We start from the raw sequence: 25,805 nt of genomic DNA on the forward strand, positions 1-25,805 counted from the left end.
GTCCGGTGAGCGGGCTTATACGGAGATCCTCACCCCACCGTCAATCGCTATTTTCAAAAAAGTTCACCAAAAGCGACAGGCGCCGATTTCAGAGGCCTTCGTATGCGCGAAACCAGGCCACAAACCGCGCAATCCCCTCATCGAACGGCATGGCCGGCATCCATCCGCTTATTGCTCTGATGTCCTCGACCGCCGCCCACGTCCGAAGCATGTCCGATCCAGGACGCGGCACATCGGTAATCAGCGCGTCCCGGCCCAGTTCGCGCGCCAGCAGCCCGATCAGATGACGAACCGTGCAGGGAGAGTCATTGCCGACATTCAGCAGGCGGGCGACACCAGCTTCCGGTGGCCGATCCAGAACACCCAGAACGGCGCCCACGACATCGTCGATGTAGGTAAAGTCCCGTGCAAGCTCTGAGCCGGCATACAGCGTTACCGGCTCACCGGAAGCGATCGCGTGGGCAAACCCGTAATATGCCATGTCGGGCCTCCCCCACGGGCCGTACACCGTGAAAAACCGAAGGCCGGTCTGCGGCAGCCCGAACAGATGAGCGTAAGATTCCGACGTCAGCTCGGCTGCTCGCTTGCTCACCGCATAGAACGAGCCAGGGACATCCACTGGATCGCTCTCCCGGAAGGGAAGCGATCGATTGCGACCATAGACCGAAGACGACGATGCATAGACGACATGCTGCAGCTTCGGCAGTCGCCGCGCGCATTCGAGGACGGCGACTTGTCCCTGCATGTTGGTATGCACGTAGGCATAGGGGTCGATCATCGAATGGCGGACGCCAGCCTGTGCCGCCAGATGCACGACATGCGTCACATCCTGATGGGCACACACAGCGGACGCCAGCGCATCAGGCACGCCGATGTCCAGCTCGATCAGTTCAAACCCTGGAGCATCGCACAGGGCCTTGAGACGGGCGCGCTTCAGACCCGGATCGTAGTAGGCGTTAAGGTTATCAATGCCGACGACCGGCACGCCACGGTTCAGCAGTGCCTGCGCCACATGTGCGCCGATAAATCCCGCAGCACCGGTCAACAGGACTTTCATCTTGTTCGACAATCCGACCGAAATGCCACCCTCAGTGAGCCAGCGCGGAGGAGGTCACACGATCTCCGACCTCGATTCCGAGCTTTTCCGTGACGCCACCGGCCAGTTCGAGCGTCGATCCGACCGCACCATGACTGGAGATATGCGCTTCACTCTGGGGCACCGCGTTCTCCGCGATCGCATGGATACGCCCATCGGGGTCGATAAACACGATATCCAGCGGGATCAGCGTATGACGCATCCACATGTCTGAACCCTGCGGTGCCGGCCAGACGAACAGCATCCCGCGATCAGGCGCGAGCGATGTCCGATACATCTCTCCGACCTCCTGCTGGCGATAGGTTTTCGCCAGCTCGACGGAGAAATGGTGCGCCACGCCATCATGCGTCGTGATGGTCAGCGGCGCCTGCGCCAGCACCGGCTGCGCCTTGGTCGGATCGCCGGCATCCTGCGCAAATGCCGGAGACGCAACGGAGAGGACCGCGACACCCGCGAGCCCACACATCAGTCGAGACAGGTTCGGACGCATCAAAGGGTATCCAGATTCTGCAGATAGGGATTGTTTTGGCGTTCTGCGCCGATCGTGCTCGGCATGCCATGACCCGGCAGGATCGACACGTCGTCAGGCAGCGTCAGAAGCTTGTCGCGGATCGCTGCCAGCAACGCACGTTGATCCCCATAGGGAAAATCCGTGCGGCCGATCACGTTGCGAAACAGCGTGTCGCCGACGACCGCAATACGGTCGTCCTGCGCCACGAAAACGATGTGACCGGGCGAATGCCCAGGGACGTGTCGCACATCAATGCGCCGGCCGAGCAGTTCGAGATGCTCGCCATCGGACAGATAACGGTCCGGCTCTATGTCACGCGCACCGGCAATGCCGAACGTTGCGCCGGCCTGCCCGGCACCTGCGCAGAGAAAGGCGTCCTCAATCCCTGGGCCCAGCACCGGGACTGCTGCGCCTTGCCGCTCGCCGAGCGCGTCGCGAAGATCAGCGACGCCACAGACATGATCGGGATGACCGTGTGTGAGCAAGATGGCCTCAATGAACAGGCCGCGCGACGCGATGGTATCGAGAATGCGCGGCACGTCCCCACCCGGGTCGATGACGACCGCACGATGCGTCGTCTCGTCCGATACGATCGCGCAGTTTTGCCGCAGTGGCGTCACCTGGATGACAGACAGGCGCAATGGCTCCGACACATTTCCTCCATTCCAGCGGCACACTGCGCGCGTGCAGCGGGCCTCGTCCGCTCTAACCCGCACAATGCTTTGGAACAACCCAAGGAGACGGCCGGCCTCGGACACGCACATTGACCGCCTCGACACCGCATGAGACTCGAGCAGATCCACAGCACTTCAGGACAAACCATCATGAGTCGCATCATCCGCACCGAACCGAACCCGATCCTGGCGCGGGCCGTCGAATACCACGGCTTCATCTTCACGCAGGGCGTGGTGGCGCGAGACCTTGATCAGGACGTCACGGCCCAGACGAAGGACATCCTGGCGCAACTCGATGCCCTGCTCGAAGAGCACGGCACCGACAAAACGCGCCTGCTTCAGGCCCAGATCTGGCTGAAGGACATCGCCGACCGCGACGCCATGAACGCGGTCTGGTCTGCATGGCTGCCGGAAAGCGGCGCACCTGCACGCGCCTGTGTTCAGGCAACGCTGGCAGACCCCCGGATGCTCGTCGAAATCATGCTGACCACGACGAAGTGAAGCGTCGCGTCGATGTCGCCAAGCCACGCGCGGCGGCATCGACAGAAGAAATGTGGCGCTCTCGCCACATTTCCCCTCATGAGGGTGTGGCGTAGAACACGCATCGAACACTCCGTGACGAGCGTCTTCAGGTATGGATGGGACTATATTCCCACGGTCCAGCGCCAGCACGCCGAATACATAGAAATTGCGCATGACGTTGCCGAGCCTTGCAACCGCATCTTGTCAGGGTTGCATGAGGCTGGTTAGGTGGCTCCGCAGATAGTCCTCCAGTTCGAGTCCTAAAGATCGTGATGCGCAAAAGTTGCTTTCGGCTTGCCGCTTTCTCTCTGGCGATCGCATCATCTTTCATGAGTCTGGCAGAGGCACGCCCTCTTCACCGCACATCACACCATGCCGGCGGACGCCATCTGGTTCGGATGGCATCGGCACGTCACATATACGGCGGCCATGTGATCCAGTGCGTCGCGTTTGCAAAAGCTGCATCCGAGGTCGAACTTCATGGCAATGCCGCCGACTGGTGGTACAACGCCAACGGCGTCTATGCGCGTGGACAGGCACCCGAAGCAGGGAGCGTCCTGAGCTTCCGCGCAACCCGCCGCATGCCGCTTGGCCATGTCGCGGTCGTGACCGCAGTCGAAGACAGCCGCACCATCGTCATCGATCAGTCGCACTGGGCCCAGCGCGGGATCAGCCGCAACGTTCACGTCGTGGACGTGTCTCCGAACAACGACTGGTCCGCCGTTCGCGTGGCTCTGAACGGCAACCAGGATGCTTACGGCAGCATCTATCCGACGCACGGCTTCATCTATGCCCGTCCGGATGACGGCAGCGATCCGGAGACGGCGCCGCACGTCGTGCTCGCCAGCGTCCGGACAGCACCGACGGCTGTCGCCACACACGGCGCTGTAGACCTTTCGGCACTGCGCCATCCGATGACATCCACCGAAGTCGCGGAAGCGCCGGACGATGCCTTCGCGGTCGACGCACCGAACCGCAACATCCGCTGACACTTTCCGCACGCCGGCCTTTTGCCTGACCTGACCGCGGTTCGCGGGCGAGTCCGACGGCGGGCGAGTCCGACGAACGACAAACGGGTGCACCTGAAAGGCAGGGCCTGAGCCCCGCCTCGAAACAACTCAGACGCGAAGGGCGAAATCCGCACCCGGCCGCGCACCCAGCCGTCCGATGACCGATCCTGCTGCCCGGTTACCCAATGCACCGGCCTCGCGCGGCGTGGCGCCACGGGCAAGCGCTGCCAGGAAGCCTGCCGCGAAGGCATCTCCGGCACCCGTGCTGTCCACGACGACCGCAGGTTCGGTCAGAACCGCGCTCATCTTGCCGCCCGCGACCACGACACATCCATGCTCGCCACGCGTCAGGGCCGCCAGTTCGGTCTCTGCTGCGATGGACGCCGCCGCCGCTGCGAAATCGTCGATTTGATACAGCGCGAGGATTTCCGCCTCGTTCGCGAACAGGATGTCGACATGTCCTGCCACGAGCGCACGGAACGCGGCGCGATGGCGGTTTACACAGAATGAGTCCGAAAGGCTCAGTGCAACCTTGCGGCCGTGCTGATGGGCCAGGCGCGCGGCGCGTTCGAAGGCAGCCTGCGCTTCCGGGCGATCGTAGAGATATCCTTCCATGTAGAGGACGCCCGCGGACGCCACGACCTCTTCGAGCACATCGTCCGGGCCGAATTCCACACAGGCGCCGAGATAGGTGTGCATCGTGCGCTGGCCATCGGGCGTGACGAGCACGATGCAGCGGGCGGTCGGAATACCAGCCGAGGACGGCAGTGCATTTGACGGAAAGCGCAGACCGAGTGCTCGAAGATCATCGGCGAAATGGCGGCCCGCCGCATCGTCGGCAACCTTGCCGAGATAGCCGACCGAAAGCCCCATCCGCGCCGCCGTCACCGCCGTATTGGCCGCCGAGCCGCCGCCCATGATCTCCTGCGGCGTCACGCGTGCCTCGATCGTGGATGCCGTGCCCGCATCGATCAGCGTCATGCCACCCCGGGGCGAACCGATATCCGCCAGAAGAGCGTCATCCACGGTCGCCAGTACGTCGACGATGGCGTTGCCGATGCACAGGAGATCAAGCGTCGGCGGAGAACTTGCGGTCATAATGTAGGAAATTCCTTCGATTGCAGCCCATGTGCCATCAAAACAACACGATCACGGGCACCATTGGGTCCCTCGGCTAACACCCCGCCCGGACCTTGTGCAATCGGCATGGATTTTGCGTCCGAAACCTTCCGATCGGCGCTTGTCGATGACCCGGCCCGGGGCTAAGCCGGAAAGAGGTGCCGCATCGTGCTACGGGCGCGATGCAGCTTTCATTTTCGCATGACCGTGTAGCGGGGTTTTCTTGTTCAAGAGACGTAAACCGGAAGACGACAAACCGGCCGCGTCGCCCACAACCGGCGCCAAGCCCGGTGGCGGGCCAGGGAATCCGATGTTCCCCAACCGGCCGGCAGACATGCCCTCTTCGTCAAACCAGCCAGCAAAGGACCAAGCTGACATGGGCCGCACGCCTTTCCCAACCCCGCCCTCCTCGAACGCGCCCGCCGGGCGTCCGACGCCCGCGCCGGGCACAGCCCCCGGCGCCGCTCCTGCGCCCGGAACCGCACCCGGCGCTGCGCCGCGTCGTGACCAGCCGGAGCGCCGCACCCTCGTCGTCGGCCGCGGCATCAGCGTTCAGGGCACGGTTCAGGATGCCGAACGCCTTGTCGTCGAGGGCACGGTCGAAGCCAGCATGATTCATGCTGCCGAACTGTCCGTCGCACCCGGCGGCGTGTTCCGCGGTGAAGTCGAGGTCGAAGACGCCGAACTCGCTGGCACGGTCGACGGCACGCTCGTCGTGCGCGGCAGCCTGACTGTTCGTGCAACGGGCCGTCTGATCGGCAAGACCCGTTGCCGCCGCCTGCAGGTCGAAGATGGAGGCCAGATCACCGGTCATCTGGAAATGATCACAGACAACAACGGCTCGTCACGCCCGCCGGTCGGCGAGCCTGTCTCCGCACCGCGTCCGGCTCCGCAGGCCAGCACGCCGGAGCCTGCTGCTTCCTGATGTCTGCCATGTGACGGCCCCGTGCCGTCACATGGCACATGAAAAAAGCCGCCGGGATGACCCCGGCGGCTTTTTTCATGTCTGCATACGAGACGCGATATCAGGCGACGATGTCGCGTCGGTCCCGTAGCTTCACGTAGGCGATGGCCGCGTGCTCCGCACAATACGGCTTGCCGCTCAGGGGTGCCGCTCCACAGAAGTGGAAGCCGGGTGTCCCGGGATCTCCCAGCGGCCAGCAGCAGGACGGCCCCCGGCGACGCGGCTCCGGCGGAACGCTGCGCAGGACCGGTCGCGGCACACTGCGCGGGGCGGGCTCCGGAACGTCCTCTGCGGGCGTCGCATCTGCCGACGTCTCCGCGGCACGCCGCGCGAGGATGGACACCACGCTGGCGCTTTCACGAATGGCCTCGTCCTCGGACGGTGCGACTTCGGCCACCGGTGCGACAGGTGCTGCCGATACGGTCTCCTCGAGCGGACGCACCTGGGCGCTCTCCGGCTCAACCTTCTCGACAACAGGTTCCGCGCTTGCACGGACGGGTGCCGGCTTGCGGATCGGCGAGGGACGTGGCGGCAGGCTCAGGCGATGTGCCTTGCCCACCACTGCGTTCTTCGTGATCCCCAGCTGGCGACCGATTTCCGCAGTGGACAGACCTTGCTGCCACAGTTCCTGGAGCCGGGAAATCGTCTCCTCAGTCCAGTCCATGCCCGGTGCTCCTTTCCCTGTTCTCTGGTAGAATAAGCGCATCTTGTGGTGCACTCAATGGATCGACCACAAAATGTTGTGGAGAACCTCGGGGACAGTGAGGCAATAACCCTGTTCAGCGCTCTCGAAACACGGGGATAACCTGCTCAGGCATCGGAGCTTGTCGTGCGTATCAGACGAATGCCACGCGGCCCGGCACCAAGCGCCAGTTCACCGCGCAGGAGGGCTTGTGCCTCATCCCCGAAGACGCTGCGGCGCCATCCCTGCATCGGCGCAATATCCGTCTCGCCAAGCGCCAGCTTGTCCAGGTCATCGGAAGAAGCGACGAGCTTGGGCGCCACCTTGTGCATCTCGCACTGGGCCGCCAGCAGGACCTTCAACAATGCGACCATGGCGGACGACGGCTTCGCACCCTCATGTCGGCGCGGTGCCCGCGGCAGATCATCCTCCGGCAGCGCCTTTGCGATCCTGATCGCGCCCAGAAGACCCTGCCCGCTTCGCCCTTCGGCAAATCCGCGCGTCAGCCCTCGGACACGGGCCAGTGCTTCCGCCGTTGCCGGCTGATTGGCCGAGATTTCCAGCAGGCTTTCGTCGCGGATGAGGCGCTGGCGCGGCAGGTCCAGCGTCTGCGCTTCCCGCTCTCGCCACGCCACGATTTCGCGCAGCACGCCCAGCACACGGCGATTGTTCACCCGTGGCCGCAGACGCTCCCATAGCGTGCTCGGATCCGGTCGATACAGCGTCGTATCACGCAGCACGGCCTGCTCGGCATCTGCCCAGTCCAGACGCCCGGCACGCGCAAGCTCATCGCGCAGCGCAACATAGACAAGGCGCAGATGCGTCACATCGGCCGCCGCATAGGCAATCTGCGCCGCACTCAGCGGACGCGCCGACCAGTCGCTGAACCGATGCGCCTTGTCGATCGCGACACCTGTGATCGCGCCGACAAGATTGTCGTATCCGACCTGATCTCCGTAGCCGGCCACCATCGCCGCCACCTGCGTATCGAACAACGCCACCGGCAGTCGCCCGAACAGATGCAGGAAGATTTCAAGGTCCTGCCGTGCGGCGTGCAGAACCTTCACGCACTCCGGTGCATCCAGCAGGGTGGCCAGCGGAGACAGGTCCAGCCCCGGTGCAAGCGCATCCACCACCGCCACGTCGTCGGTGCCGCCCAGCTGCACCAGGCACAATTCCGGATAATAGGTCCGCTCCCGAACGAATTCGGTGTCCACCGTGACGAACGGCTCGTGCACCAGCTTGGCACACAGCGCGGCCAGGGCCTCCGTGGTGGTGATGATCTGTGGTTCGGGAAAGATCGGGGATGCTGACGGCGCGGATTTCGGCATATCCGCTCCTTAACACGGGCCCGAATTGTGGCAAAACGACCGCCGAACGATCAGGACAAAACCACTATGACCGACAAGCCTCCCACCGAGCATCTGAGCCAGCTCGGCCACGCCATTACCATTCCCCAGAAACCGGAAGATGCCATTCTGGAACGCGTGCCCAGTCCGCACCCTGACCGGGACTACATGGTGCGATTCACGGCGCCGGAATTCACCTCCATCTGCCCCGTGACGGGACAACCCGACTTCGCCCATATCGTGATCGACTACGTGCCGGATGCCTGGATCGTCGAGAGCAAGTCGCTCAAGCTCTATCTGACGAGCTTCCGGAACCATGGCGCGTTTCACGAGGATTGTTCGGTCGCCATTGCGCGCCGTCTCGTCGACGAGCTTCAGCCTCGCTGGCTGAGGATCGGGGCCTACTGGTACCCGCGGGGCGGCATCCCGATCGACGTGTTCTGGCAGACCGGTCCGGCTCCGGAAGGCGTGTGGATTCCAGCGCAGGATGTTCCGTCCTACCGCGGCCGGGGTTGATGCCGGGCAATCACGAAACTCCGGTCACGCAGTATCGCCAGCCGGTCACCGTCGAACGGATGACCGGCGATCTTGCACGTCTTGGTGTCGAGCCCGGCGACATCGTCCTGGTCCATACCGCCATGAGCCGGATCGGATGGATCTGCGGTGGAACGCAGGCCGCCATCGATGCGCTGCGCGCCGCGGTTGGTCCTCATGGAACACTCGTGATGCCGGCCCATTCCATGGATGTGACCGATCCCGCCCATTGGTCGCACCCCCCAGTACCGCGGGACTGGCAACCGATCATCCGCGACGCAATGCCGGCCTACGATCCGGAGCGCACACCGACGCGCGACATGGGCGCCATCGCCGAAGCCTTCCGACGCTGGCCGGGCACAGAACGAAGCCGCCATCCTGCCGTATCGTTCAGCGCAAATGGCCCCGATGCAAAGGCAATTCTCGCACATCAGCCGCTCGAGGATCCTTTCGGCGTCCCCTCCCCTCTGTCCGTCCTGTACGATCTGAATGCGAAAGTCCTGATGATCGGGACCGGATACGACACCTGTACGGGACTGCACCTCGCCGAGCGCGTCGCATGGGGCGATCGGCCGCTGCGGCAGCCCGATGGCGCCCCCCTCATGACCGAGCATGGGCGATGCTGGATCGACTACACGCTGCCTGCCCATGATACCGAGCATTTCGACGCAATCGGTACCGTTCTGGATCGAGAGGGGCTAAGCCGCATCGGATCGGTCGGCTATGCCACCACCCGACTTCTTTCTCTCCGGCGCATAACGGATCGCGCCAAAGTCCTGTTCCCGGTTCGCTCATGACCCGCCAGGCTATCGGGCAACTGATTACCCTAGCGGACCTTGCGGGTACACTGGTCTTCGCGGCGGAAGGCGCCTTGCTCGCGATCCACGCACATCTCGACCTGTTGGGAGTTTCCGTCATCGCCTTCATGACAGCCCTCGGGGGCGGGATGCTGCGAGACGTCCTGTTGGGTGCCTATCCCGTTGCCGCCCTGACAGACAGACGTTATGCCGCCGCCGTCATTCTCGGCACGGCCCTCGCGGTCGTCGCCGGGCCGCAACTGGCCCACTGGCATCGTCCGGTTCTGTTGCTGGACGCCGCAGGTCTGGCACTGTTCGCAGCATCCGGTGCAAGCAAGGCGCTGATGCGGGGAGACAGCGGATTCTCTGCAACCGTCATGGGGATGCTGACGGCAACAGGAGGGGGCGCCTTGCGCGATCTGATGCTCGGCGAGGTGCCGGCCATTCTGCGCACGGGCTTCTATGCCAGCGCGGCCATTCTCGAAAGCATATTGATCGTTACGCTGAAGCGCTGGGGAATGCCGATGCCGTTTGCTGCCGGCATCGGCGCAGTCATCGGACTGCTTATCAGACTTGCGGCAATCGCCGGGGACTGGCGACTACCAGCCTTCTGAAAAGAACTTTGACACGCATCGAACGGATTTGCACCGTCAAGCGATATCGCCGGTGCCAGTCCGCAACCCTCAGGACCGCGCTGACTCGATCTCGGCCTGCGTTGCCTGAAGTGCTTCGGCTGCCCGGATCAGCGCCGCTTCATTCTGCGGATCAACCGACGACCAGTTGTTGTCCAGCTCCTCGATGCGTCCGCGCGCGGCATTCGCATCGAGGTCGGATACGGGACGTGCCGCATCAGCAAGGATGGTGCAGCGATCCGCCGTCATGTCGGCGAATCCACCTTCGACGAAATACTGCTCGGCAACGCGCTCGCCCTCATAGAGGGAAACGACGCCGGCCCGAAGCAGGAGCATGACAGGCGCCCGCTCCGGCATGGCCGCGATATCACCCTCCGCTCCCGGCACAACGGCCATGTCGGCGTCGCGCCGGACGAGCACCTGCTCGGGACTGATAATCTCGACCTGAAGCGGCATGGATCAGCCCTGCTCTTTCATCTTCTTGGCCTTCTCGATCGCTTCATCGATCGAGCCGACCATGTAGAACGCACCTTCCGGAAGATCGTCATGCTCGCCAGCCACGACGGCCTTGAACGAGCGAACCGTATCCTCGAGCGACACGAGCTTGCCCGGCGCCCCGGTGAAGACCTCGGCGACATGGAACGGCTGTGACAGGAAGCGCTGGATGCGACGGGCGCGTCCGACGATCTTCTTGTCGTCCTCGGACAGTTCGTCCATGCCGAGAATGGCGATGATGTCCTGCAGACCCTTGTAGGTCTGCAGCGTCTTCTGGACGTCACGCGCAACCTGGTAGTGCTCTTCGCCCACGATCTTCGGATCGAGCGAACGCGACGTCGAGTCCAACGGATCGACCGCCGGATAGATACCCATTTCCGCGATCGACCGGTTCAGCACGGTCGTTGCATCCAGATGCGCGAAGGTTGCTGCCGGTGCCGGATCGGTCAGGTCGTCGGCCGGGACATACACGGCCTGCACGGACGTGATCGATCCCTTGGTCGTCGACGTGATGCGCTCCTGCAGTGCGCCCATGTCGGTCGCGAGTGTCGGCTGATAGCCCACGGCTGAAGGAATGCGGCCCAGCAGCGCCGAGACTTCGGCACCAGCCTGGGTGAAGCGGAAGATGTTGTCGACGAAGAACAGGACGTCCTGGCCTTCCTCGTCACGGAAATACTCTGCGAGCGACAGACCCGACAATGCAACCCGCGAACGCGCGCCCGGCGGCTCGTTCATCTGGCCATAGACCAGTGCCACCTTGGATCCTTCGGTCGAGCCGTTTTCACCAAGCTTGATGACGCCTGCATCCTGCATTTCGTAATACAGGTCGTTGCCTTCACGCGTCCGCTCGCCAACACCCGCAAACACCGACACACCACCATGCGCCTTCGCGATGTTGTTGATCAGTTCCTGGATGATGACGGTCTTGCCGACACCCGCGCCGCCGAACAGGCCGATCTTGCCGCCCTTCAGATAAGGGCAGAGCAGATCGACGACCTTGATGCCGGTCACCAGGATTTCGGAAGCCGCTGCCTGCTCCTCGAAATCGGGCGCCTTACGATGAATCGGGTAGCGCTTCTCGGAGTTGATCGGCCCACGCTCGTCGATCGGCTCGCCGACGACGTTGAGGATACGGCCGAGCGTCGCGGGGCCGACCGGCACTGTGATCTGCTCGCCCATGTCACGCACCGGCGCGCCACGCACGAGACCATCCGTCGTGTCCATCGCGATGCAGCGGACTTCGCGCTCGCCGATCTCTTGGGCGACTTCAAGAACCAGCGTCTGGCCGTCGATATCGACATGAAGCGCGTTGAGGATGAACGGCAACTGGCCTTCGAACTGAACGTCGACAACAGGTCCGCGGACCTGCGTCACGCGACCGACGACATTGGAACTGGCAGTGCCCTGCGGCGCCGTGGAACCCGGGGCCGGGGCGTCTTGGATCGTATCGGACATGTCTATGCCTCCGTGCGGTCAGGTCTCAGACGGCTTCGGCGCCGGAGATGATTTCAATCAGTTCGTTGGTGATGTTCGCCTGGCGCGAGCGGTTGTAACGCTGCGACAGCTGGTCGATGGCCTTGCTCGCATTGCGGCTGGCATTGTCCATGGCCGTCATCCGCGCGCCCTGCTCGCCTGCCGCACTTTCCAGCAGCGCGGCATAGATCTGCATCTGGAGATTGCGCGGCAGCAGACGCGCCAGAAGCGTGCCTTCGTCAGGCTCGAAATCGTATTGCGGCGCGTCGGATGCGCGCGCATCCTCGTTGTCGTTCGCCCCTTCGGGCGCTGGCAACGGGATCAGCTGCCGCTCGACGGGCGTCTGCGTCATCGCATTGACGAAGCTGTTGTAGATCAGCGTGCAGTGGTCGAACTCGCCCTTCTCGAACATCGAGACGAGACGCTCGCCAAGCCCGGATGCCGTGCCGAACTCGACGTCGCGCCCGGCAGTGCCGGGCAGACGGTCCACGAGGATATCGGCATACGTCCGTCCCAGCTGATCGGCGCCCTTGCGGCCGACCGTCAGCAGCTTGACCGTCTTGCCCTCACCCTGCAGCCGCGCAATCACCTGACGGGTCATGCGCGCAACGTTGGCATTGAAGCCACCGGCCAGACCACGATCGCTGGTCACGGCAACGAGCAGATGCACGCGGTCCTCACCCGTGCCGCCCAGAAGCGTCGGTGCATCACCTTGCCCCTTCGTTGCAGCCGCAAGCTCGGACATCATCCGGCGCATCGCTTCCGCATAAGGGCGAGATGCCTCGGCATGGGTCTGCGCGCGGCGCAGCTTGGAGGCCGCGACCATCTTCATCGCGCTGGTGATCTTGCGCGTGTTCTTCACGCCCGCGATGCGGCCGCGCAGTTCCTTCAGCGAAGGCATCGATCAGGATTCCTCAGGCCGCAAACCGCTTGCCGAACGTTTCCAGCGCGGATTTCAGCTTTTCTTCGGTCTCGGGCTTGATCTGGCGATCGGCGCGAATGGCGTCGAGAATGGCTCGTCCGCCGTTGCGCATTTCCGAAAGGAGCTGCTGCTCGTAGTTGACGACCTTGTCCACCGGAACGCTGTCGACATAGCCACGCGTGCCCGCATACAGGACGACCACCTGCTCCTCGACCGGCAGCGGCGAAGTCTCGGGCTGCTTGAGCAGCTCGGTCAGACGCGCGCCACGATCAAGCTGCTTGCGTGTTGCGGGATCGAGGTCGGACGCGAACTGGGAGAACGCCGCCATTTCACGATACTGGGCAAGCTCCAGCTTGATCTTGCCGGCGACCTGCTTCATTGCCTTGATCTGTGCGGCCGAGCCCACGCGCGACACCGAACCGCCGACATTCACCGCAGGGCGGATGCCCTTGTAGAACAGATCCGTCTCGAGGAAGATCTGGCCATCGGTGATGGAAATCACGTTGGTCGGAATGTAGGCGGCAGTATCACCGGCCTGGGTCTCGATCACCGGAAGCGCCGTCAGCGAGCCGGCACCATATTCGTCCGACATCTTGGCCGCGCGCTCGAGCAGACGCGAGTGCAGGTAGAAGACGTCACCCGGGAACGCTTCACGGGCCGGCGGACGACGCAGCAGCAGCGACATCTGGCGATAGGCCACGGCCTGCTTGGACAGGTCGTCATAGCAAACGAGCGCGTGCATACCGTTGTCGCGGAAATATTCGCCCATCGCGCAGCCGGTATACGGCGCGAGATACTGCATGGGTGCCGCGTCCGATGCCGTCGCCGCGACGACGATCGAATACTCCATGGCGCCCTGCTCGGTCAGCGTGCGCACGAGGTTCGCGACCGTCGAACGCTTCTGGCCGATGGCCACGTAGATGCAATAGAGCTTGAGCTTCTCGTCACCCGTCGCGTTGACCGGCTTCTGACCCACGATCGTGTCGACCAGGATCGCCGTCTTGCCGGTCTGGCGATCGCCGATGATCAGCTCGCGCTGGCCACGACCGATCGGCACCAGCGCATCGATCGCCTTGATGCCGGTCTGCATCGGCTCGCTGACCGACTGACGCGGCATGATGCCCGGCGCCTTGATCTCGGCGCGACGCATCTCGACGTTCTCGAGCGGGCCCTTGCCGTCGATCGGATTGCCGAGACCATCGACCACGCGACCCAGCAGGCCCTTGCCGACCGGAACCTCGACGACCGTTTTCGTACGCGTGACAATATCGCCCTCGCGAACGCCGTCGCCGCTGCCGAAAATCACGACGCCGACATTGTCTTCCTCGAGGTTCAGCGCCATGCCACGGTCGCCCGTGGACTCGAAGGACACCATCTCGCCGGCCATGACGTTCGACAGACCGTAGACGCGCGCGATGCCGTCACCGATCGAGAGGACCGTGCCGGTCTCGGAGACCTCGGCCGCGCCGTCGAAAGAGGCGATCTGCTGCTTGAGGATGTCCGAAATCTCTGCGGGACGGATATCCATCACGCGGCTCCCTTCATGGCATGCGAAAGGCGGGTCAGTCGCCCGCGAAGACTGGTGTCGAACAGATGGGCGCCGATCTGCACCACGAGACCGCCCAGCAGTTCGGGCTCGACGATCTCGGTGACGGCGACACGGCCGTAGCCGGCTTCAGAAAGGCGGGTGGCAAGTGTTGCGCGCTGCTGCTCGCTCAGCGGCTGGGCGGTACGCACCTCCGCCACCACTTCGCCACGACGCTTGGCAGCCAGCGCGGATACGGCCGCAAGGATGTCACGCAGGCGGGACAGGCGCCGGTTTCGCGCAATAACGCCTACGAAATGGCGCAACGTGTCTCCGAAGCCCCGCGCCTCCAGCACGGCGTCAATCGCCTGGCCGCCTGCGCGGGCATCGATGGCACGGTCGCCGATGAAAGAACGCAACGCTACGTCTTCATCGATCAGCGTGGCGAGCGTTTCCGCCTGCCGGAGCACCTCGGGCAGCGAGGACCGCTCATCAGCGAACTCATAGAGCGCAGTCGCGTAGCGCGCCGGGACCCCATGCAGAGACGAAAGCGCCACGCGCGGCCGCGCCTGGGGGGCGGCATCGGACGACGCTGTTCCTGTCATCACACTCACGTCCTGGCTCTTCCACCTTGCAATCAGGCGCGCCCCTTGCGGGCCACGCGATCAGGATATCCAAATATGGCCCGGGCGGATAGCCGAGGCCGAATACCGGCGGCGTCTAGCACGCTCCCCTCCGGCTGCGCAACCAACAGCCGCGCGCACAAAAGCGCCATTCGCCATGGTCTTGTTGCTTTTTGAAGATCGCTCGGGCCACATGCGGCATCGTTTCACCCACGACATAAGGATTTGCCGCGCGATGAACCGACGGGCCTGCATGACCCTCTGCGCTTCCCTCCTCACCTTCCCGACAGTAACGGCCCCGGCCTTCGCCCAGATTTCCGCAACAGGCAGCCAGACCGCCAACGTCGCACCCGGCACGCCGCAGCCGGCGTCACCACGGGTGGCCTACTGGGACAACTGGACGGACGCGCAGGGGGTCAGCCACCTTACGAAGTGCAACCTCACGTCCTTTCAGCTCAAACTCGTCGTGCCGCAGGCTGACAAGGAATGGCTGGGTCGCCCGATGCATGGCGCCGCGACCGTCGTCACCAATGTTCAACCCGCGCACTGGAAGGGCGGCTGGCACCAGAATCCCCGCATCCAGTGGATCGTGCCGACGTCGGGCACATTGTTCATGCAGGCGATGGACGGAACCCGGGTCGAACTCAATCCGGGCGATGCACTCCTTGGCGAAGATCTCGACACAAGGCGGGACAAGGCAGGCCACGTGGGTCACCTGTCCGGGAACGTCGGCGACGGACCGGTCACGCTGCTGATCACGCAGTTCGACGATGCGCGGGCCAGCCACAAGCCGTGCCCGGTGCAGTGATGCCGCGATTCGCAGGCTGATCAGATGTAAGGAAAGCTGGAGCGGGCGAAGGGAATCGAACCCTCCTCAGAAGCTTGGAAGGCTACTGCATTACCACTATGCTACGCCCGCCCAACGGGGACAGGGTTTAGCGAAGCCATGGCGTCGCATCAAGACCTCTCGTCGCAAGACATGAAGCGTCGCATCCCCCTCTTGACTTTGGGGGGGGAACACGGGCATGTCCGCCCCCTGCGCCGCGTCCGGCTTCGATGCCGGCACGACGTGTGAAGGGGTGTAGCTCAATTGGCTAGAGCGCCGGTCTCCAAAACCGGAGGTTGGGGGTTCGAGACCCTCCACCCCTGCCAACCCGCGCGCCGCAGGGTTGCATCGGCTGGCGCCAAACGGCCACGATGGACTCGCGGTCGTGCCAGAAGGTCCATTTTCCGGAACGGGCCGCAGCGCTGCAACCGCCAGAACTGAAGACGATCGTGACCATTCAGAAGCCCAGCTCTCGACCTGCAGACCGATCCGCGGCGGCCCAAAACGCCGGTGGCGGCTTCTCGCCTGTCAAGTTTCTGGCAGAGGTGCGCACCGAAGCGCGCCGCGTCACGTGGCCCTCGCGCCGTGCCACGCTGGTGACTACGGGTGCCGTTCTCACGATGGCGGCGCTGACCTCTGTATTCTTCTTCGTGGTCGATCAGGTGATCGGGCTCGGTGTACGTGAACTGTTCGGTGTGGGAGGCTAGGTCAGACCGCCATGGCTAAGCGTTGGTATGTGGTGCATGTCTATTCCGGCTTCGAGAAGAAGATCGCAAGCCACCTCAAGGAACAGGCAGCACAGAAGGGTCTGGCAGACCATTTCGACGAAATTCTGGTGCCGTCGGAGGACATCGTCGAAGTCCGCCGCGGCCGCAAGGTAAACGCCGAACGCAAGTTCTTCCCGGGCTATGTGCTGGTGAAGATGGAGCTGACGGACGAAGCTTGGCATCTGGTCAAGGATGCACCGAAGGTCACCGGCTTCCTGGGTTCGCGCAATCGTCCGAGCCCGATTTCCGAAGCCGAAGCCGAGCGGATCATGAAGCAGGCCCAGGAAGGCGTGGAGCGCCCGCGGGCAGCGATCACCTTCGAGATCGGCGAACAGGTTCGCGTTGCCGACGGCCCGTTCACGTCGTTCAACGGCACGATCGAGGAAGTCGACCCCGAGCGCAGCCGCCTCAAGGTCAGCGTGTCCATTTTCGGTCGGTCCACGCCGGTCGATCTGGAATACGGCCAAGTCGAGAAGCTCTGATTCTCTGACAACGGCCGAGGGGGGCAATTCCCCCGGTCATGACTTTCTCTGCCGCGGCATCTGCATTTCACAGATGCCGGAAAAGCTACGCCCTGAAGGCGCGTAATCATTCCCTGACATTCAGGTTGCCACGTTGCGCCTCGCTGCCCACGCAGCTCGAGGCGCCGTGTGTTATCGGATCGGCGGCAGCGCGCGGATCTGGCTGGCCGCCTGATCGGCGAGCTGTCCAAGCAGGGCGCTCATCGCGGCAACCAGAGCCGCCGTGCTATGCCCCTGCGGCTTCAGCGTCAGCAAGATAGGCATCGTGATGACAGGCCCCGCACCCGCCTGCGCCGCATGCGCCGAGAGCGATCCCCGCAGCACGGCCTGCCCGTCCTGATCCTCGTTGAAGTTTGTCACTGTCAGCTCGACATACGCCGCAGGCGTCGTCGAGGCCGCGTCATTCTGCGCAATGACCGTCGTTCCCGGCAGACGCTGCGCCAGCTCGACCGTCAGTGTCTGGGCGATCTGGTCCGGCAGCGCGCCGCTCCAGGCATCGCCCTGAGCCAGACTGACGCGATAGTCGCGGTCCTGACGCACGATATCGTCATGATCGAGCCATTGGGCGATCACGGGCGTGCGCACTTCCACCACCGCCGGGCCGCCGGCCTGTGACACGCCCGAAACGGGCGCCAGCGTGTAGTAAGTCGGATCGCCGCTACAGGCTCCAAGCGTCACAAGCCCTGCGCCGAGCAGGACCGCGCGTGCGGTCTTGGGAAGAGAAAAATCAGCCATGTCAGTTCCTGCGTCCGGTGATCAGCGCCGAGGGGTGGCGGTTGAGATAGTCGGTCAGATACCGGATCGAACGGGCCGCCTGCCCGAGCTGCACGACCATGCCCTGAAGATCACGGTGGAAATCGGTGTCGCCGCCATAGCTTCCGAGCACGCCCTGCGCACTCTGGAGCGTGCCCTGCAGGGCAGCACTCAGGGCCGGCAGCCTCTTGAGCAGCGGCTGCATGCCCTCGTCCGCATGCTGCGTCAGCGCACTGAGATGACGCAGCGAATCACGTAGCGCCTGCAGCGATTGAGTGACCTCCGGGCTTGCGATCCGCTGATCGCTATGCGCGATCAGGTCGTTCACGTGGTCGCCGATCTGCTGGAGCGGCATCGCCGCAATCTTGTCCGCCACGGTCGAGACGGAGGCCATGATCCCGTCAAATCCACCCGGCTGGCTCGGAATGACCGCGATACCGTCGACATTGCCAAGCTCGGCAGGCTGCGCATGCTTGACGAAGGTGAGGCTGATCATCGATTCGCCGGTCAGGAAGCTCGCGCTCTCGACCGAAGCCCGCAATCCGTTCCGCACCATCTGCGAGAGCATTTCGGACGGCTGATCGGCCATCTTCTCCGCACTCATCACGCGCTCCGGCTCGAGATCCATGTCGATCCGGACCCGCGCTGCCGCTGTCGTCTTGTCAATCTCAAGCCGGACATTGGTCACCGTGCCGACCTGAATGCCGAACATCGTGACCTGGCTGCCCGACACGAGCCCCTTCACGGAGCTGTCCACATAGGTCACGGCACGCACGCGGCGCTGGTAACGAGCACCGTCGGCCTCGGCTTCCGTATCATAAAGCTTGAAAACCGCATTACCCGGTGCACGCGGCGACGGCGTATCCAGACGGCGCTCCGGAATACCGAAGGCAACACCGCCCGAGAGCAGCGCCTGCAACGACGTGAGCTGCACCTTGAGGCCGCCGGCGCCGAGGCCCACCTGCACGCCCGATACGTTCCAGAACCGCGTGTCGGTGCGCAGATAATGATCATATGGCTCACGCACGAACACCTGCACGAGGATCGGTCCGTCACCCCCCGGCGGCATCGTGTAACCGAGCACCTCGCCCACCGAGACATTGCGGAAAAAGACGGGCGCGCCTTGGCCGATCGACCCGAGCTGCGTCGTGACGAGCGTATAGGTCGTTCCGGGCTGGTCGGATCGAACACCCGGAACGGACTCCAGACCCGTGAACATGGTCTGATAATGGCCGCCCGGCGCGCCGGGATCGATCGCGATATAGGCCCCGGACAACAGGGTCTCGAGGCCTGTGATGGACGCGCCGTTGATCCGCGGGCGCACGACCCAGAACCGTGCGTGATCGGTCAGGATGTCCGAACTGTCCGCATTCATCCGGATGCGGACGCTGACGCGCCGCATGTCGCGCGACAGCGTGACAGATTCCACCGTGCCCAGTGTCACCGCCTTGTTTTCCACCCGGGTCTGCCCGGCCGTGATGCCGTCAGCCGTGTCGAAGGTAACCGTGATTTCGGGTCCGCGCTGGGAGATGCTGCGCCATGCGAGCCATCCCGCCAGCACGATCGCAACGACGGGGATCAGCCAGATGATGGAAAACCGCGTGTGGCGCGTAGGAGCTTCCTGAGGTGGCGCGGGTTGGTCCGCTCCACCAGAAGATGACGTATCTTGATGATCACTCACGCGCGCGCCGGCTCCATGTTGCCAGAATTCGGGTCCTGCGGGCGGCCGCCGTCGGACGATTGATCGGACCGCCGCTCATCCGGTCGGTAAGGGCGGATCTTGCCTTCAAGCGGGCCTTCGACGGGCCCGTTCAGCCCGGCTGCATCCCACATGCCACGGGGATCGAAGCATTCCGCGGCAAAGATTGTCAAAATCACCACTGCCGCGAAGCATACCATGCCGAAGTCCGCCGTCACGTTGGCGAGGAATCCGAACCGGACGACAGCCACCAGAATCGAGATCATGAACACGTCGATCATCGACCATCGCCCGATCAGATCGACCACCCGATAGAGCTTCGTCAGCAGCGGCAGGCGACGCCGGGAGCCGAAATAGGTGCTCACGATCATGACCGAGAGCGATACGATCTTCAGGACCGGCACAGTGATGCTCGCGAACAGCACGAGCAGCGCTAGCGGCACCAGGCCGGCCTGCCACAATTCTATCACGCCGTTGATGATCGTACTCGGATCTCCCCTGCCGACCCTGGTGTAGGTCATGACCGGAAGCAGGTTGGCCGGCAGATAGCAGATCAGCCCCGCGAGAAGGAATGCGGTCGTCGAGGACAGGCTCTGCGGCCGGCGACGGCGCACGTGCTGTCCGCAGCGCGGGCAGTCACCAAGATCCGCTTCCCGGGGAACGACACGGGGCAGCGCCATCACGAGATGGCAGGAGCTGCAGGAGACCATGTTCTGCATCGGCGGCATGTCGCATGTCAGGACATTGACCCGTTCAACCGAAAGCTGGTGCCCGCGCAGGTTGATGGTCTCGTCCACGTCGCGGTTCTGCCAGATCCGCTCCGGATCGAGCGTCGAGTCGATCGCCGCCATCGTGAACATCAGCCCGGCGATCAGGTAGACGCCCGCCTGGAGATCGACCAGCGCCAGATCGATCAGCTTGGAATAGGCGACGAACACGCCGAGGATATAGACCTCGATCATCGACCAGCCACGCAGGCGCTCGTACCAGGTCATCAGGCGCGGCGCCCAGTCCGGCATGTGCGGACGCGACGCGCCCCACAGGATCGCCGACATCAGGGCCAGCACGATGCCGGGCGTGACAATCGTGACCAGCCCTACGAGGATTCCGGCTTCGCCATAGCCCTGATGCAGGAGTTCGATCGGCCCCGTGAACAGCGTGATCGTCTGGATTCGCCCATAAACGTTGATCGTCAGCAGTGTCGTGACAAGCATCGCGAGATAAAGGGCGATCGAGGCGACACAAAAAGCTGTCGGCGTCGCAAGCGGAGGCGTTCGGCGCCGTCGCGCCAGTTGTCCTCCGCACCGGCCGCAATAAGCCACGCGCCCGGGTGCCAGCCTTGGTACACGCTGGAAGAGCCCGCATCCCGGGCATTCCCGCACACCTTCGAGCACACGCACATCACTGACGGGGCGTATGGCCGTTGCCTGAACGGCATTATGCCACAGACGTCGATGAAGCCGATTGCTCATCAGGCAAGCCTAGAACACCGAAAGGCCTCTGTAATCACCCAAAGCCGCCATAATGGTCCTGATTGCGCGAAACCTGCCCGACGCATATTGCAACCCACCGCGTGCTTCGATATATGCCCCCACGCGCAGCCGACATAGCTCAGGGGTAGAGCAACTGATTCGTAATCAGTAGGTCCTCGGTTCAATTCCGAGTGTCGGCACCACGCTTTTCCTCAGCTTTTTGATATCCAGGCCTACCTTGGCTGGCTCTGTCGCGAGATCTCCGGACTCTTTCCGGACTCTCTGCGCTTCGCCTCTCCAAAAAAAGTTCTGCGAATTTCGCGGCGACACACGAAGGGGGGGTGGACGGTCTACACTTTTGTCGCTCTCAGCTTTCGACCCCCCTACCCCCTGGCGACGCCATTCTTTGACTTGGCCCATGCGCCTCTCGAGCCACGCTCCCGTTGCATGGCTTCATGCGAGTTCCCCCGCCATTGCATCCGGCTCTTTCTCACTCTGCTCTCGAAAGGTGTTCCGGGTGTTCTAGGTGTTCCATGGCCATTTTAGTGTTTTATATCAGAGCGCTACGCGGAACACCTCCGAAAGTAAAACCGGAACACCTTCCGCAAAGGTGTTCCGCAGCGCGATAGTTGATCGGCAGATTTCTGCCGTTTTTGTGGGAACACCGTCGGACGCTGCCCACCAATCGAACGCTCAACGCCGCTTTCGATGGTTCGGCGAGATATGCGATTTACGCATAACGAGGCGCGATATGTCAGGCTGACGTGTTGGTCAGCCCATAGAAAATCGAGAAAAAACCTATGCTGCCCCGCAGCACCCGCGCTCAAGCCGAAGCTGCCTCGATGAGGCGGTAGACGCTGGCGCGGCCGATGCCGAGTTGGCGAGCGATCTCCGATGCACCGACACCTTCTGCATGGAGAGCCTGGACGCGTGCCGTGTCGATCGAAGCCTTGCGTCCCTTGTAGACGCCACGCTCTTTCGCAGCCGCGATGCCTTCGAGCTGGCGCTCGCGGCGGAGATTGGTCTCGAACTCGGCGAACACGCCCAGCATGTCGAGGAACGCTTTGCCCGCCGAGGTTGTCGTATCGACCGGCTGCTCGGTGCAGCGTAGGGCTGCGCCCTTCTGGCGGAGCTCGATTACGATGGACTGAAGGTCTGCGATCGACCGCGCCAGGCGATCGATGCGCGTCACGACCAACGTATCGCCCGAGCGGATGAAGTCGAGCAGGATGCGGAGCTCGGTGCGGCCCTTGGTCGAGGTGCCCGACGCCTTTTCGGCTCGGATCGTTGTGCAGCCAGCGGCGCGGAGCACGTCCTGTTGGATGGCGAGGTCCTGATCCGTGGTCGAGACCCGCGCGTATCCGTAAATCGTGCTCATAAATGCCTCAAATGTCTCGTTAGGGTCTAGACAATCTCCTTGTGCTGTCTTTTTTGATCTAACGCAACCCTAATGAGACAGAGAAAGCCTCAGTTCTGGAAATACCATGAGACGTCTCGCAGAGGTATACTCAAATGAGACAGGCAGAAACTATGCTCGCGCCGCACGTCGAGATGCGGATGTGACTGCTTGCTACCGATCCCCTTCATCTGATCCGAGGATAGCGGCCATCACCTCATAGGCTCGGACTTTCTTGTGGCCAGGAGGCGAGATCGGGGCCGCTATCTTGCCGTCCTTGCCCGGCAACAGGAAGCCGCGTTCCACCAGCACCGCCTTGGCGCTACGCTGATTCAGACCAGACAACGCCTCGGACATTGCCTCGCTCGTCAGAAGATAGCGCCAGGCGCTCTTGCCATCATCTTCACGCACCCACCGTTTCCATCCGGCGCGGTTCTGCGTGCGAAAACGTTCCCCCGGTGGCGCGTCCGGGATCTCGGATTGTGCTTCTGCAGCTGTCACCGCATCGACCCATCTTTCGAATCGCGCTTCGCCGTTCCTTGCGATGAAATCCCGGAGCTGCTGGACAGCCTGCTCTTCCTCCCGGCGGCCAACGGTGCCCCGCTCCGCTAGCCAGGCATGGAAACACTCACCTGCCATGTATGACGGTGTGTCATCGGCCCAACCCGTGAGGCCATAGCTGGTTGCGAGTTCGCCACCGACCGCGACCATCGCGAAGCGCGCGGCGACGCTCCGCACTTGACCGGACGCCGCTGGGTAGTCCTTCAGCCAATCATCCGCCAAGTCGGCGATCCGGTCGCGCAAGCGGCCGCGTAATTCATCCTCGCCCTCATTAGCCATCACGTCCGCGAGCCGACGCAAAAATATCCGAAGCGGTGCACCATATATTTGCCCCGTCGCGGTGCGCAGATATCGGGCAAAAGCCTCCGGCGTATCTTCGTGGTGCAGATATTCGAACAATCCCATGCCGCGCCCGGCATCCGCCGGCAGATCCGCAAACCGCACTTCTTGTCCGGCCTTTGTGGCCTTGCCCGCTTCCCGGTTCAGGTCCGCTAACCCAAGTTCGCCGGTGGAAAGAAAAAGAATGCGGAATCGCGCGACGCTGCGCGCTCCGCCAGTCCGGCTCGATCGCGCCTTGCCCTGTCCGTTGGACAAGAGATAGGCGATTTCGCCCGCCTCACGCGGGTCAAGCTGCCCCATTTCGTCCAACGGCAACAGCGCATCGCAAGATGCCAGCGCGGTGCTCTCGATCCCGTTCGATGTCGAGCGCCACGAACGGATATAGCCGCCAGCACCGTTCTGGGGCGTGCCACCACAGACTGAGGCCGCAACCCGTAAGGCTGTGCTCTTGCCAACGCGGCTGTCCCCCTTGAACGAGATGCCACCGCCTTCCTCGCCCAGTAGACCGAGCAATGGAGCGGCGAAGGCGCAAGACGCCGCGAAGACGAGCCGCGAATTCTTCGCGCACATCAGACCGATCTCGCGCCGCCAATCCTCCGCTGTGCCAGAAACGCCGAACAGCGATGCTTCCCGTTCTGTCGTCTGCAAGACGACCCGTTCTCCGGCCTCGCCGATCGTCTCATCCGGCAACACGAACGCCGACTGACCACCGAAGGCATGCCAGCCGATCCGGGTCACGCTCCGGGCACGCTGCTCGCTGGCAAGGCTCGCCAGCCATTCAAGAAAAGCTGCCTTCGCCGAAGTGCCCGCGCCGAGCGTCAGGCCGCCATCGGCCAATCGGCTCCGGATCTCATTACCGTCTCCCGCGAAAAGCGCACGCGGAAATGCCTCTTCGTGGCGATGGCCGTCGCGATCATCCCAGGCGAGGAGCAATCCCCAGTTTCGACCCTCCTCATCCCGCGATTCCGCCAAGACATCGACAGGGCCGCAAATGAATGTCGGCGGGTTGTCGCCTTTGCGACGCCATATACCGTTGTCGCGATGGATAAACCTGCGGTCTTCACTATCCTGCTCCGCCTTGTCAGACGCCGCACCCTGTTTCGGCCGAAGTTCCACAACTTTCGCGCCCTCTATCCCGTCCCGCACTTTCTTCCGGCCGCTCTTGCCAGCCCCCACGCGCTCGCTCATGCGTCCATTTCCTGTAAGATATCGTTCCAGTCGGCATCTTTCCGATCCGGCATCGCAAGGCGCACATCGCGCCCCTGCGACAGAAACCATTGGCAAGCCACATCGAGCGCCCGACGCGCCGATGCGTTGCCCTCATCGTTGTCAGCCGCGACGATCACGGTTCGGATCGCCGCTGGCAGCACCACGCGCGCCATGTTCGCCAATGACACGGCACACAGCACGCGATGCTCCGGACACGAGATGGCGATCGAGAGCGCCGTTTCGATGCCCTCGGCCAACACTGCCGTCTCACCTTCCGGCGCAAAGGCCAGCGGTTTTCCGGACGCGCCGCGCCACAGCCTGATGCAGCCCCCGGCATAAGAGCCGAGCGTCATCTTGGCGTCCCGAAGCGGTGCCTTAGACCATCCCCCCGATGGCGTCGGCGCCAGCCAGGTGCGATGCATGGCCACCATGGCGCCGTCCGGCGCGCAGATCCCGGCCAGCATCGCAGGCCAGTGCCGCTGGCTCTCGCCGTTCCATAGGCCCGTATGAAAACGCAACGATCCCGGAACGCGCCCGAGTTCCAAAAGATCGATGCCACGCCCGGCGAGATAGGCTGCGGCCGGCGAGCCCATCCGCAAAGGCTCGCCGGCAAACCAGACCTTGCGCGCCGCCGCCCGCCGCGCCTGTGCATCTGTATCAACCTCGGACGTCCGCCCCATCGGCGCCGAGCGGCGCACAACAGGACCGACGTCGCCATTGCCCAGCCCGAGCCATTGGCGGGCCCAGACGAGCGCCTTGCGCCGATCCCCTCCGTAAAGCACGGCCGCAACCAGATCGAGCGCGTCGCCCCGCTCGGCTGAACTGAAATCCGCCCACACCCCCGACCGGGCACCGCCAAGATGCACCGCCAGTGATTGCCCGCGCTCGCCCGCCAGCGACCCGCACCGCCACTCTGCCCCGTGCTTGCGGCCATTCGGCAGCAGTTCGCGCACGAGCGACGGTGCTCGTTCCGCGAGCATGCGCGCGATGGTGGCGGCGTCGTGCCTCACGGCGACAGAGGTTTATGCAAGCGTATGCACTGATCAAAGCCGCGACCTTCAAACCGAGCAGTATTCGAAAGCACAGCCCACAGGGCCAGATCCTGCGCATGTGCCCCCCGAAGCACTGCATCCCATCGATAACGGTCAAGCCAACCGCGCAGTTGTGCAAAATCCGCACGCGCATCAACCGCAGACCGAAACAGCATCAGCGCCGGCGTAAAAAACACTGCGACGGACCGAGCATATGCGGCGCCGTCCAATTCGCGCATGCTCTGGAAGGACAGGTGCGCGGTTAGAGCGGCTCCACTGAACGCTGATTCTGTGGCGTGACAG

Annotated in this window: 27 protein-coding genes and 3 tRNA genes; 11 read left to right on the forward strand and 19 right to left on the reverse strand. The window is 63.5% G+C overall.

Translation table 11 applies throughout. From position 1 onward, the window contains the following. Positions 1–88: 88 nt before the first annotated feature. The 3 genes from B8446_RS09085 to B8446_RS09095 are packed head-to-tail and all read right to left on the reverse strand — an operon-like array spanning position 89 to position 2,260. A complete protein-coding gene (locus B8446_RS09085) occupies positions 89–1,057 on the reverse strand; it encodes an NAD-dependent epimerase/dehydratase family protein (protein ID WP_048849049.1) in 969 nt (322 codons plus the stop codon). 31 nt (positions 1,058–1,088) lie between these two features. Beyond that, positions 1,089–1,586, reverse strand: coding sequence for a DUF192 domain-containing protein (locus B8446_RS09090; protein WP_048849050.1), 498 nt, complete (start codon positions 1,584–1,586; stop codon positions 1,089–1,091). Further along, a complete protein-coding gene (locus B8446_RS09095; protein WP_241767721.1) occupies positions 1,586–2,260 on the reverse strand; it encodes an MBL fold metallo-hydrolase in 675 nt (224 codons plus the stop codon). The genes B8446_RS09090 and B8446_RS09095 overlap by 1 nt, the downstream gene beginning before the upstream one ends. Before the next feature lie 171 nt (positions 2,261–2,431). Here B8446_RS09095 and B8446_RS09100 point away from each other — a divergent pair, with 171 nt between their 5' ends. Then, positions 2,432–2,782: a RidA family protein gene (locus B8446_RS09100; RefSeq protein ID WP_048849051.1), complete on the forward strand. Its 351-nt coding sequence runs from the start codon at positions 2,432–2,434 to the stop codon at positions 2,780–2,782. Positions 2,783–3,075: 293 nt separating this feature from the next. Further along, the gene (locus tag B8446_RS09105; RefSeq protein ID WP_048849052.1) at positions 3,076–3,792 is read left to right on the forward strand and encodes a CHAP domain-containing protein; all 717 of its coding nucleotides are present in this window, start codon (positions 3,076–3,078) and stop codon (positions 3,790–3,792) included. Positions 3,793–3,921: 129 nt separating this feature from the next. Here B8446_RS09105 and B8446_RS09110 read toward each other — a convergent pair whose 3' ends face one another. Beyond that, complete coding sequence (locus tag B8446_RS09110; protein WP_048849053.1) at positions 3,922–4,911, reverse strand: adenosine kinase; 990 nt, start codon at positions 4,909–4,911, stop codon at positions 3,922–3,924. A gap of 244 nt (positions 4,912–5,155) precedes the next feature. Between B8446_RS09110 and B8446_RS09115 the strand changes: the two genes are divergently transcribed. Beyond that, positions 5,156–5,857: a bactofilin family protein gene (locus tag B8446_RS09115; RefSeq protein ID WP_199484081.1), complete on the forward strand. Its 702-nt coding sequence runs from the start codon at positions 5,156–5,158 to the stop codon at positions 5,855–5,857. A gap of 100 nt (positions 5,858–5,957) precedes the next feature. On the opposite strand, the gene B8446_RS09120 is transcribed toward B8446_RS09115, so the two are convergent. Both B8446_RS09120 and rnd read right to left on the reverse strand, forming a co-directional pair. Next, complete coding sequence (locus tag B8446_RS09120; protein ID WP_048849055.1) at positions 5,958–6,560, reverse strand: GcrA family cell cycle regulator; 603 nt, start codon at positions 6,558–6,560, stop codon at positions 5,958–5,960. 146 nt (positions 6,561–6,706) lie between these two features. Further along, a complete protein-coding gene (rnd, locus tag B8446_RS09125; RefSeq protein WP_048849056.1) occupies positions 6,707–7,909 on the reverse strand; it encodes a ribonuclease D in 1,203 nt (400 codons plus the stop codon). A 66-nt stretch (positions 7,910–7,975) separates the two neighbouring features. On the opposite strand from rnd, the gene queF reads away from it, so the two are divergent. Genes queF through B8446_RS09140 form a run of 3 tightly spaced genes read left to right on the forward strand, consistent with a single transcriptional unit; the run spans position 7,976 to position 9,872 of the window. Then, positions 7,976–8,443, forward strand: a complete 468-nt coding sequence (gene queF, locus B8446_RS09130) for a preQ(1) synthase (RefSeq protein ID WP_048849057.1) — start codon at positions 7,976–7,978, stop codon at positions 8,441–8,443. Continuing rightward, a complete protein-coding gene (locus tag B8446_RS09135) occupies positions 8,443–9,258 on the forward strand; it encodes an aminoglycoside N(3)-acetyltransferase (RefSeq protein ID WP_048849058.1) in 816 nt (271 codons plus the stop codon). Before queF ends, B8446_RS09135 begins: the two co-directional genes overlap by 1 nt. After that, positions 9,255–9,872, forward strand: coding sequence for a trimeric intracellular cation channel family protein (locus B8446_RS09140; protein ID WP_048849059.1), 618 nt, complete (start codon positions 9,255–9,257; stop codon positions 9,870–9,872). The genes B8446_RS09135 and B8446_RS09140 overlap by 4 nt, the downstream gene beginning before the upstream one ends. Before the next feature lie 69 nt (positions 9,873–9,941). Here B8446_RS09140 and atpC read toward each other — a convergent pair whose 3' ends face one another. The 5 genes from atpC to atpH are packed head-to-tail and all read right to left on the reverse strand — an operon-like array spanning position 9,942 to position 14,910. Further along, complete coding sequence (gene atpC, locus B8446_RS09145; protein WP_048849060.1) at positions 9,942–10,346, reverse strand: ATP synthase F1 subunit epsilon; 405 nt, start codon at positions 10,344–10,346, stop codon at positions 9,942–9,944. A gap of 3 nt (positions 10,347–10,349) precedes the next feature. Then, complete coding sequence (gene atpD / locus B8446_RS09150) at positions 10,350–11,840, reverse strand: F0F1 ATP synthase subunit beta (protein WP_048849061.1); 1,491 nt, start codon at positions 11,838–11,840, stop codon at positions 10,350–10,352. Positions 11,841–11,865: 25 nt separating this feature from the next. After that, positions 11,866–12,759: a F0F1 ATP synthase subunit gamma gene (locus tag B8446_RS09155; protein ID WP_048849062.1), complete on the reverse strand. Its 894-nt coding sequence runs from the start codon at positions 12,757–12,759 to the stop codon at positions 11,866–11,868. A gap of 13 nt (positions 12,760–12,772) precedes the next feature. After that, entirely contained in the window at positions 12,773–14,308 is a 1,536-nt protein-coding gene (atpA, locus tag B8446_RS09160; protein ID WP_048849063.1) for a F0F1 ATP synthase subunit alpha, read from the reverse strand. Continuing rightward, a complete protein-coding gene (gene atpH / locus B8446_RS09165; protein WP_048849064.1) occupies positions 14,308–14,910 on the reverse strand; it encodes an ATP synthase F1 subunit delta in 603 nt (200 codons plus the stop codon). Before atpH ends, atpA begins: the two co-directional genes overlap by 1 nt. Before the next feature lie 271 nt (positions 14,911–15,181). Here atpH and B8446_RS09170 point away from each other — a divergent pair, with 271 nt between their 5' ends. Next, on the forward strand, positions 15,182–15,736 hold the full coding sequence (locus tag B8446_RS09170; RefSeq protein ID WP_199484082.1) for a cupin domain-containing protein: 555 nt from the start codon (positions 15,182–15,184) through the stop codon (positions 15,734–15,736). Between the two features lie 37 nt (positions 15,737–15,773). On the opposite strand, the gene B8446_RS09175 is transcribed toward B8446_RS09170, so the two are convergent. Next, positions 15,774–15,847, reverse strand: a tRNA-Gly gene (locus B8446_RS09175). Between the two features lie 156 nt (positions 15,848–16,003). On the opposite strand from B8446_RS09175, the gene B8446_RS09180 reads away from it, so the two are divergent. The 3 genes from B8446_RS09180 to nusG all read left to right on the forward strand — a co-directional run bounded on the left by B8446_RS09180 (position 16,004) and on the right by nusG (position 17,003). Continuing rightward, positions 16,004–16,080 (forward strand) — tRNA-Trp (locus B8446_RS09180). A gap of 120 nt (positions 16,081–16,200) precedes the next feature. Further along, a complete protein-coding gene (gene secE / locus B8446_RS09185; RefSeq protein ID WP_373277143.1) occupies positions 16,201–16,461 on the forward strand; it encodes a preprotein translocase subunit SecE in 261 nt (86 codons plus the stop codon). A gap of 11 nt (positions 16,462–16,472) precedes the next feature. Then, entirely contained in the window at positions 16,473–17,003 is a 531-nt protein-coding gene (nusG, locus tag B8446_RS09190; RefSeq protein ID WP_048849065.1) for a transcription termination/antitermination protein NusG, read from the forward strand. 171 nt (positions 17,004–17,174) lie between these two features. On the opposite strand, the gene B8446_RS09195 is transcribed toward nusG, so the two are convergent. From B8446_RS09195 to B8446_RS09205, 3 genes are read right to left on the reverse strand one after another with little or no spacing between them, the layout of a single operon-like run. Continuing rightward, a complete protein-coding gene (locus B8446_RS09195; RefSeq protein ID WP_048849066.1) occupies positions 17,175–17,777 on the reverse strand; it encodes a PqiC family protein in 603 nt (200 codons plus the stop codon). Between the two features lies 1 nt (position 17,778). Next, complete coding sequence (locus tag B8446_RS09200; protein WP_048849067.1) at positions 17,779–19,476, reverse strand: PqiB family protein; 1,698 nt, start codon at positions 19,474–19,476, stop codon at positions 17,779–17,781. Further along, positions 19,473–20,966 carry a paraquat-inducible protein A gene (locus tag B8446_RS09205; RefSeq protein ID WP_084712225.1) on the reverse strand — a complete coding sequence of 498 codons (1,494 nt, stop codon included), beginning with the start codon at positions 20,964–20,966 and terminating at the stop codon, positions 19,473–19,475. The genes B8446_RS09200 and B8446_RS09205 overlap by 4 nt, the downstream gene beginning before the upstream one ends. Before the next feature lie 128 nt (positions 20,967–21,094). On the opposite strand from B8446_RS09205, the gene B8446_RS09210 reads away from it, so the two are divergent. After that, positions 21,095–21,169: transfer RNA gene (locus B8446_RS09210), tRNA-Thr, on the forward strand. Positions 21,170–21,789: 620 nt separating this feature from the next. On the opposite strand, the gene B8446_RS09215 is transcribed toward B8446_RS09210, so the two are convergent. The 4 genes from B8446_RS09215 to B8446_RS16475 all read right to left on the reverse strand — a co-directional run. Continuing rightward, entirely contained in the window at positions 21,790–22,344 is a 555-nt protein-coding gene (locus B8446_RS09215) for a recombinase family protein (protein ID WP_048849068.1), read from the reverse strand. A gap of 192 nt (positions 22,345–22,536) precedes the next feature. Next, positions 22,537–24,450: a DUF927 domain-containing protein gene (locus B8446_RS09220; RefSeq protein WP_048849069.1), complete on the reverse strand. Its 1,914-nt coding sequence runs from the start codon at positions 24,448–24,450 to the stop codon at positions 22,537–22,539. Further along, complete coding sequence (locus B8446_RS09225) at positions 24,447–25,481, reverse strand: DUF7146 domain-containing protein (protein WP_373277142.1); 1,035 nt, start codon at positions 25,479–25,481, stop codon at positions 24,447–24,449. The genes B8446_RS09220 and B8446_RS09225 overlap by 4 nt, the downstream gene beginning before the upstream one ends. Then, the coding region (locus tag B8446_RS16475) for a hypothetical protein (RefSeq protein ID WP_206742556.1) at positions 25,478–25,805 on the reverse strand (328 nt) is incomplete at its 5' end. The genes B8446_RS16475 and B8446_RS09225, both read right to left, overlap by 4 nt.

This window comes from Tanticharoenia sakaeratensis NBRC 103193 (genome assembly GCF_000963885.1).
Classification (GTDB): Bacteria; Pseudomonadota; Alphaproteobacteria; order Acetobacterales; family Acetobacteraceae; genus Tanticharoenia; species Tanticharoenia sakaeratensis.

Coding starts and splice junctions, on each gene's coding strand:
- B8446_RS09085 (WP_048849049.1), bottom strand. CDS start 1,057: ATGAAAGTCCTGTTGACCGGTGCTGCGGGATTTATCGGCGCACATGTG.
- B8446_RS09090 (WP_048849050.1), bottom strand. CDS start 1,586: ATGCGTCCGAACCTGTCTCGACTGATGTGTGGGCTCGCGGGTGTCGCG.
- B8446_RS09100 (WP_048849051.1), top strand. CDS start 2,432: ATGAGTCGCATCATCCGCACCGAACCGAACCCGATCCTGGCGCGGGCC.
- B8446_RS09105 (WP_048849052.1), top strand. CDS start 3,076: ATGCGCAAAAGTTGCTTTCGGCTTGCCGCTTTCTCTCTGGCGATCGCA.
- B8446_RS09110 (WP_048849053.1), bottom strand. CDS start 4,911: ATGACCGCAAGTTCTCCGCCGACGCTTGATCTCCTGTGCATCGGCAAC.
- B8446_RS09120 (WP_048849055.1), bottom strand. CDS start 6,560: ATGGACTGGACTGAGGAGACGATTTCCCGGCTCCAGGAACTGTGGCAG.
- rnd (WP_048849056.1), bottom strand. CDS start 7,909: ATGCCGAAATCCGCGCCGTCAGCATCCCCGATCTTTCCCGAACCACAG.
- queF (WP_048849057.1), top strand. CDS start 7,976: ATGACCGACAAGCCTCCCACCGAGCATCTGAGCCAGCTCGGCCACGCC.
- B8446_RS09135 (WP_048849058.1), top strand. CDS start 8,443: ATGCCGGGCAATCACGAAACTCCGGTCACGCAGTATCGCCAGCCGGTC.
- B8446_RS09140 (WP_048849059.1), top strand. CDS start 9,255: ATGACCCGCCAGGCTATCGGGCAACTGATTACCCTAGCGGACCTTGCG.
- atpC (WP_048849060.1), bottom strand. CDS start 10,346: ATGCCGCTTCAGGTCGAGATTATCAGTCCCGAGCAGGTGCTCGTCCGG.
- atpD (WP_048849061.1), bottom strand. CDS start 11,840: ATGTCCGATACGATCCAAGACGCCCCGGCCCCGGGTTCCACGGCGCCG.
- B8446_RS09155 (WP_048849062.1), bottom strand. CDS start 12,759: ATGCCTTCGCTGAAGGAACTGCGCGGCCGCATCGCGGGCGTGAAGAAC.
- atpA (WP_048849063.1), bottom strand. CDS start 14,308: ATGGATATCCGTCCCGCAGAGATTTCGGACATCCTCAAGCAGCAGATC.
- atpH (WP_048849064.1), bottom strand. CDS start 14,910: ATGACAGGAACAGCGTCGTCCGATGCCGCCCCCCAGGCGCGGCCGCGC.
- B8446_RS09170 (WP_199484082.1), top strand. CDS start 15,182: ATGACCCTCTGCGCTTCCCTCCTCACCTTCCCGACAGTAACGGCCCCG.
- nusG (WP_048849065.1), top strand. CDS start 16,473: ATGGCTAAGCGTTGGTATGTGGTGCATGTCTATTCCGGCTTCGAGAAG.
- B8446_RS09195 (WP_048849066.1), bottom strand. CDS start 17,777: ATGGCTGATTTTTCTCTTCCCAAGACCGCACGCGCGGTCCTGCTCGGC.
- B8446_RS09205 (WP_084712225.1), bottom strand. CDS start 20,966: ATGAGCAATCGGCTTCATCGACGTCTGTGGCATAATGCCGTTCAGGCA.
- B8446_RS09215 (WP_048849068.1), bottom strand. CDS start 22,344: ATGAGCACGATTTACGGATACGCGCGGGTCTCGACCACGGATCAGGAC.
- B8446_RS09220 (WP_048849069.1), bottom strand. CDS start 24,450: ATGAGCGAGCGCGTGGGGGCTGGCAAGAGCGGCCGGAAGAAAGTGCGG.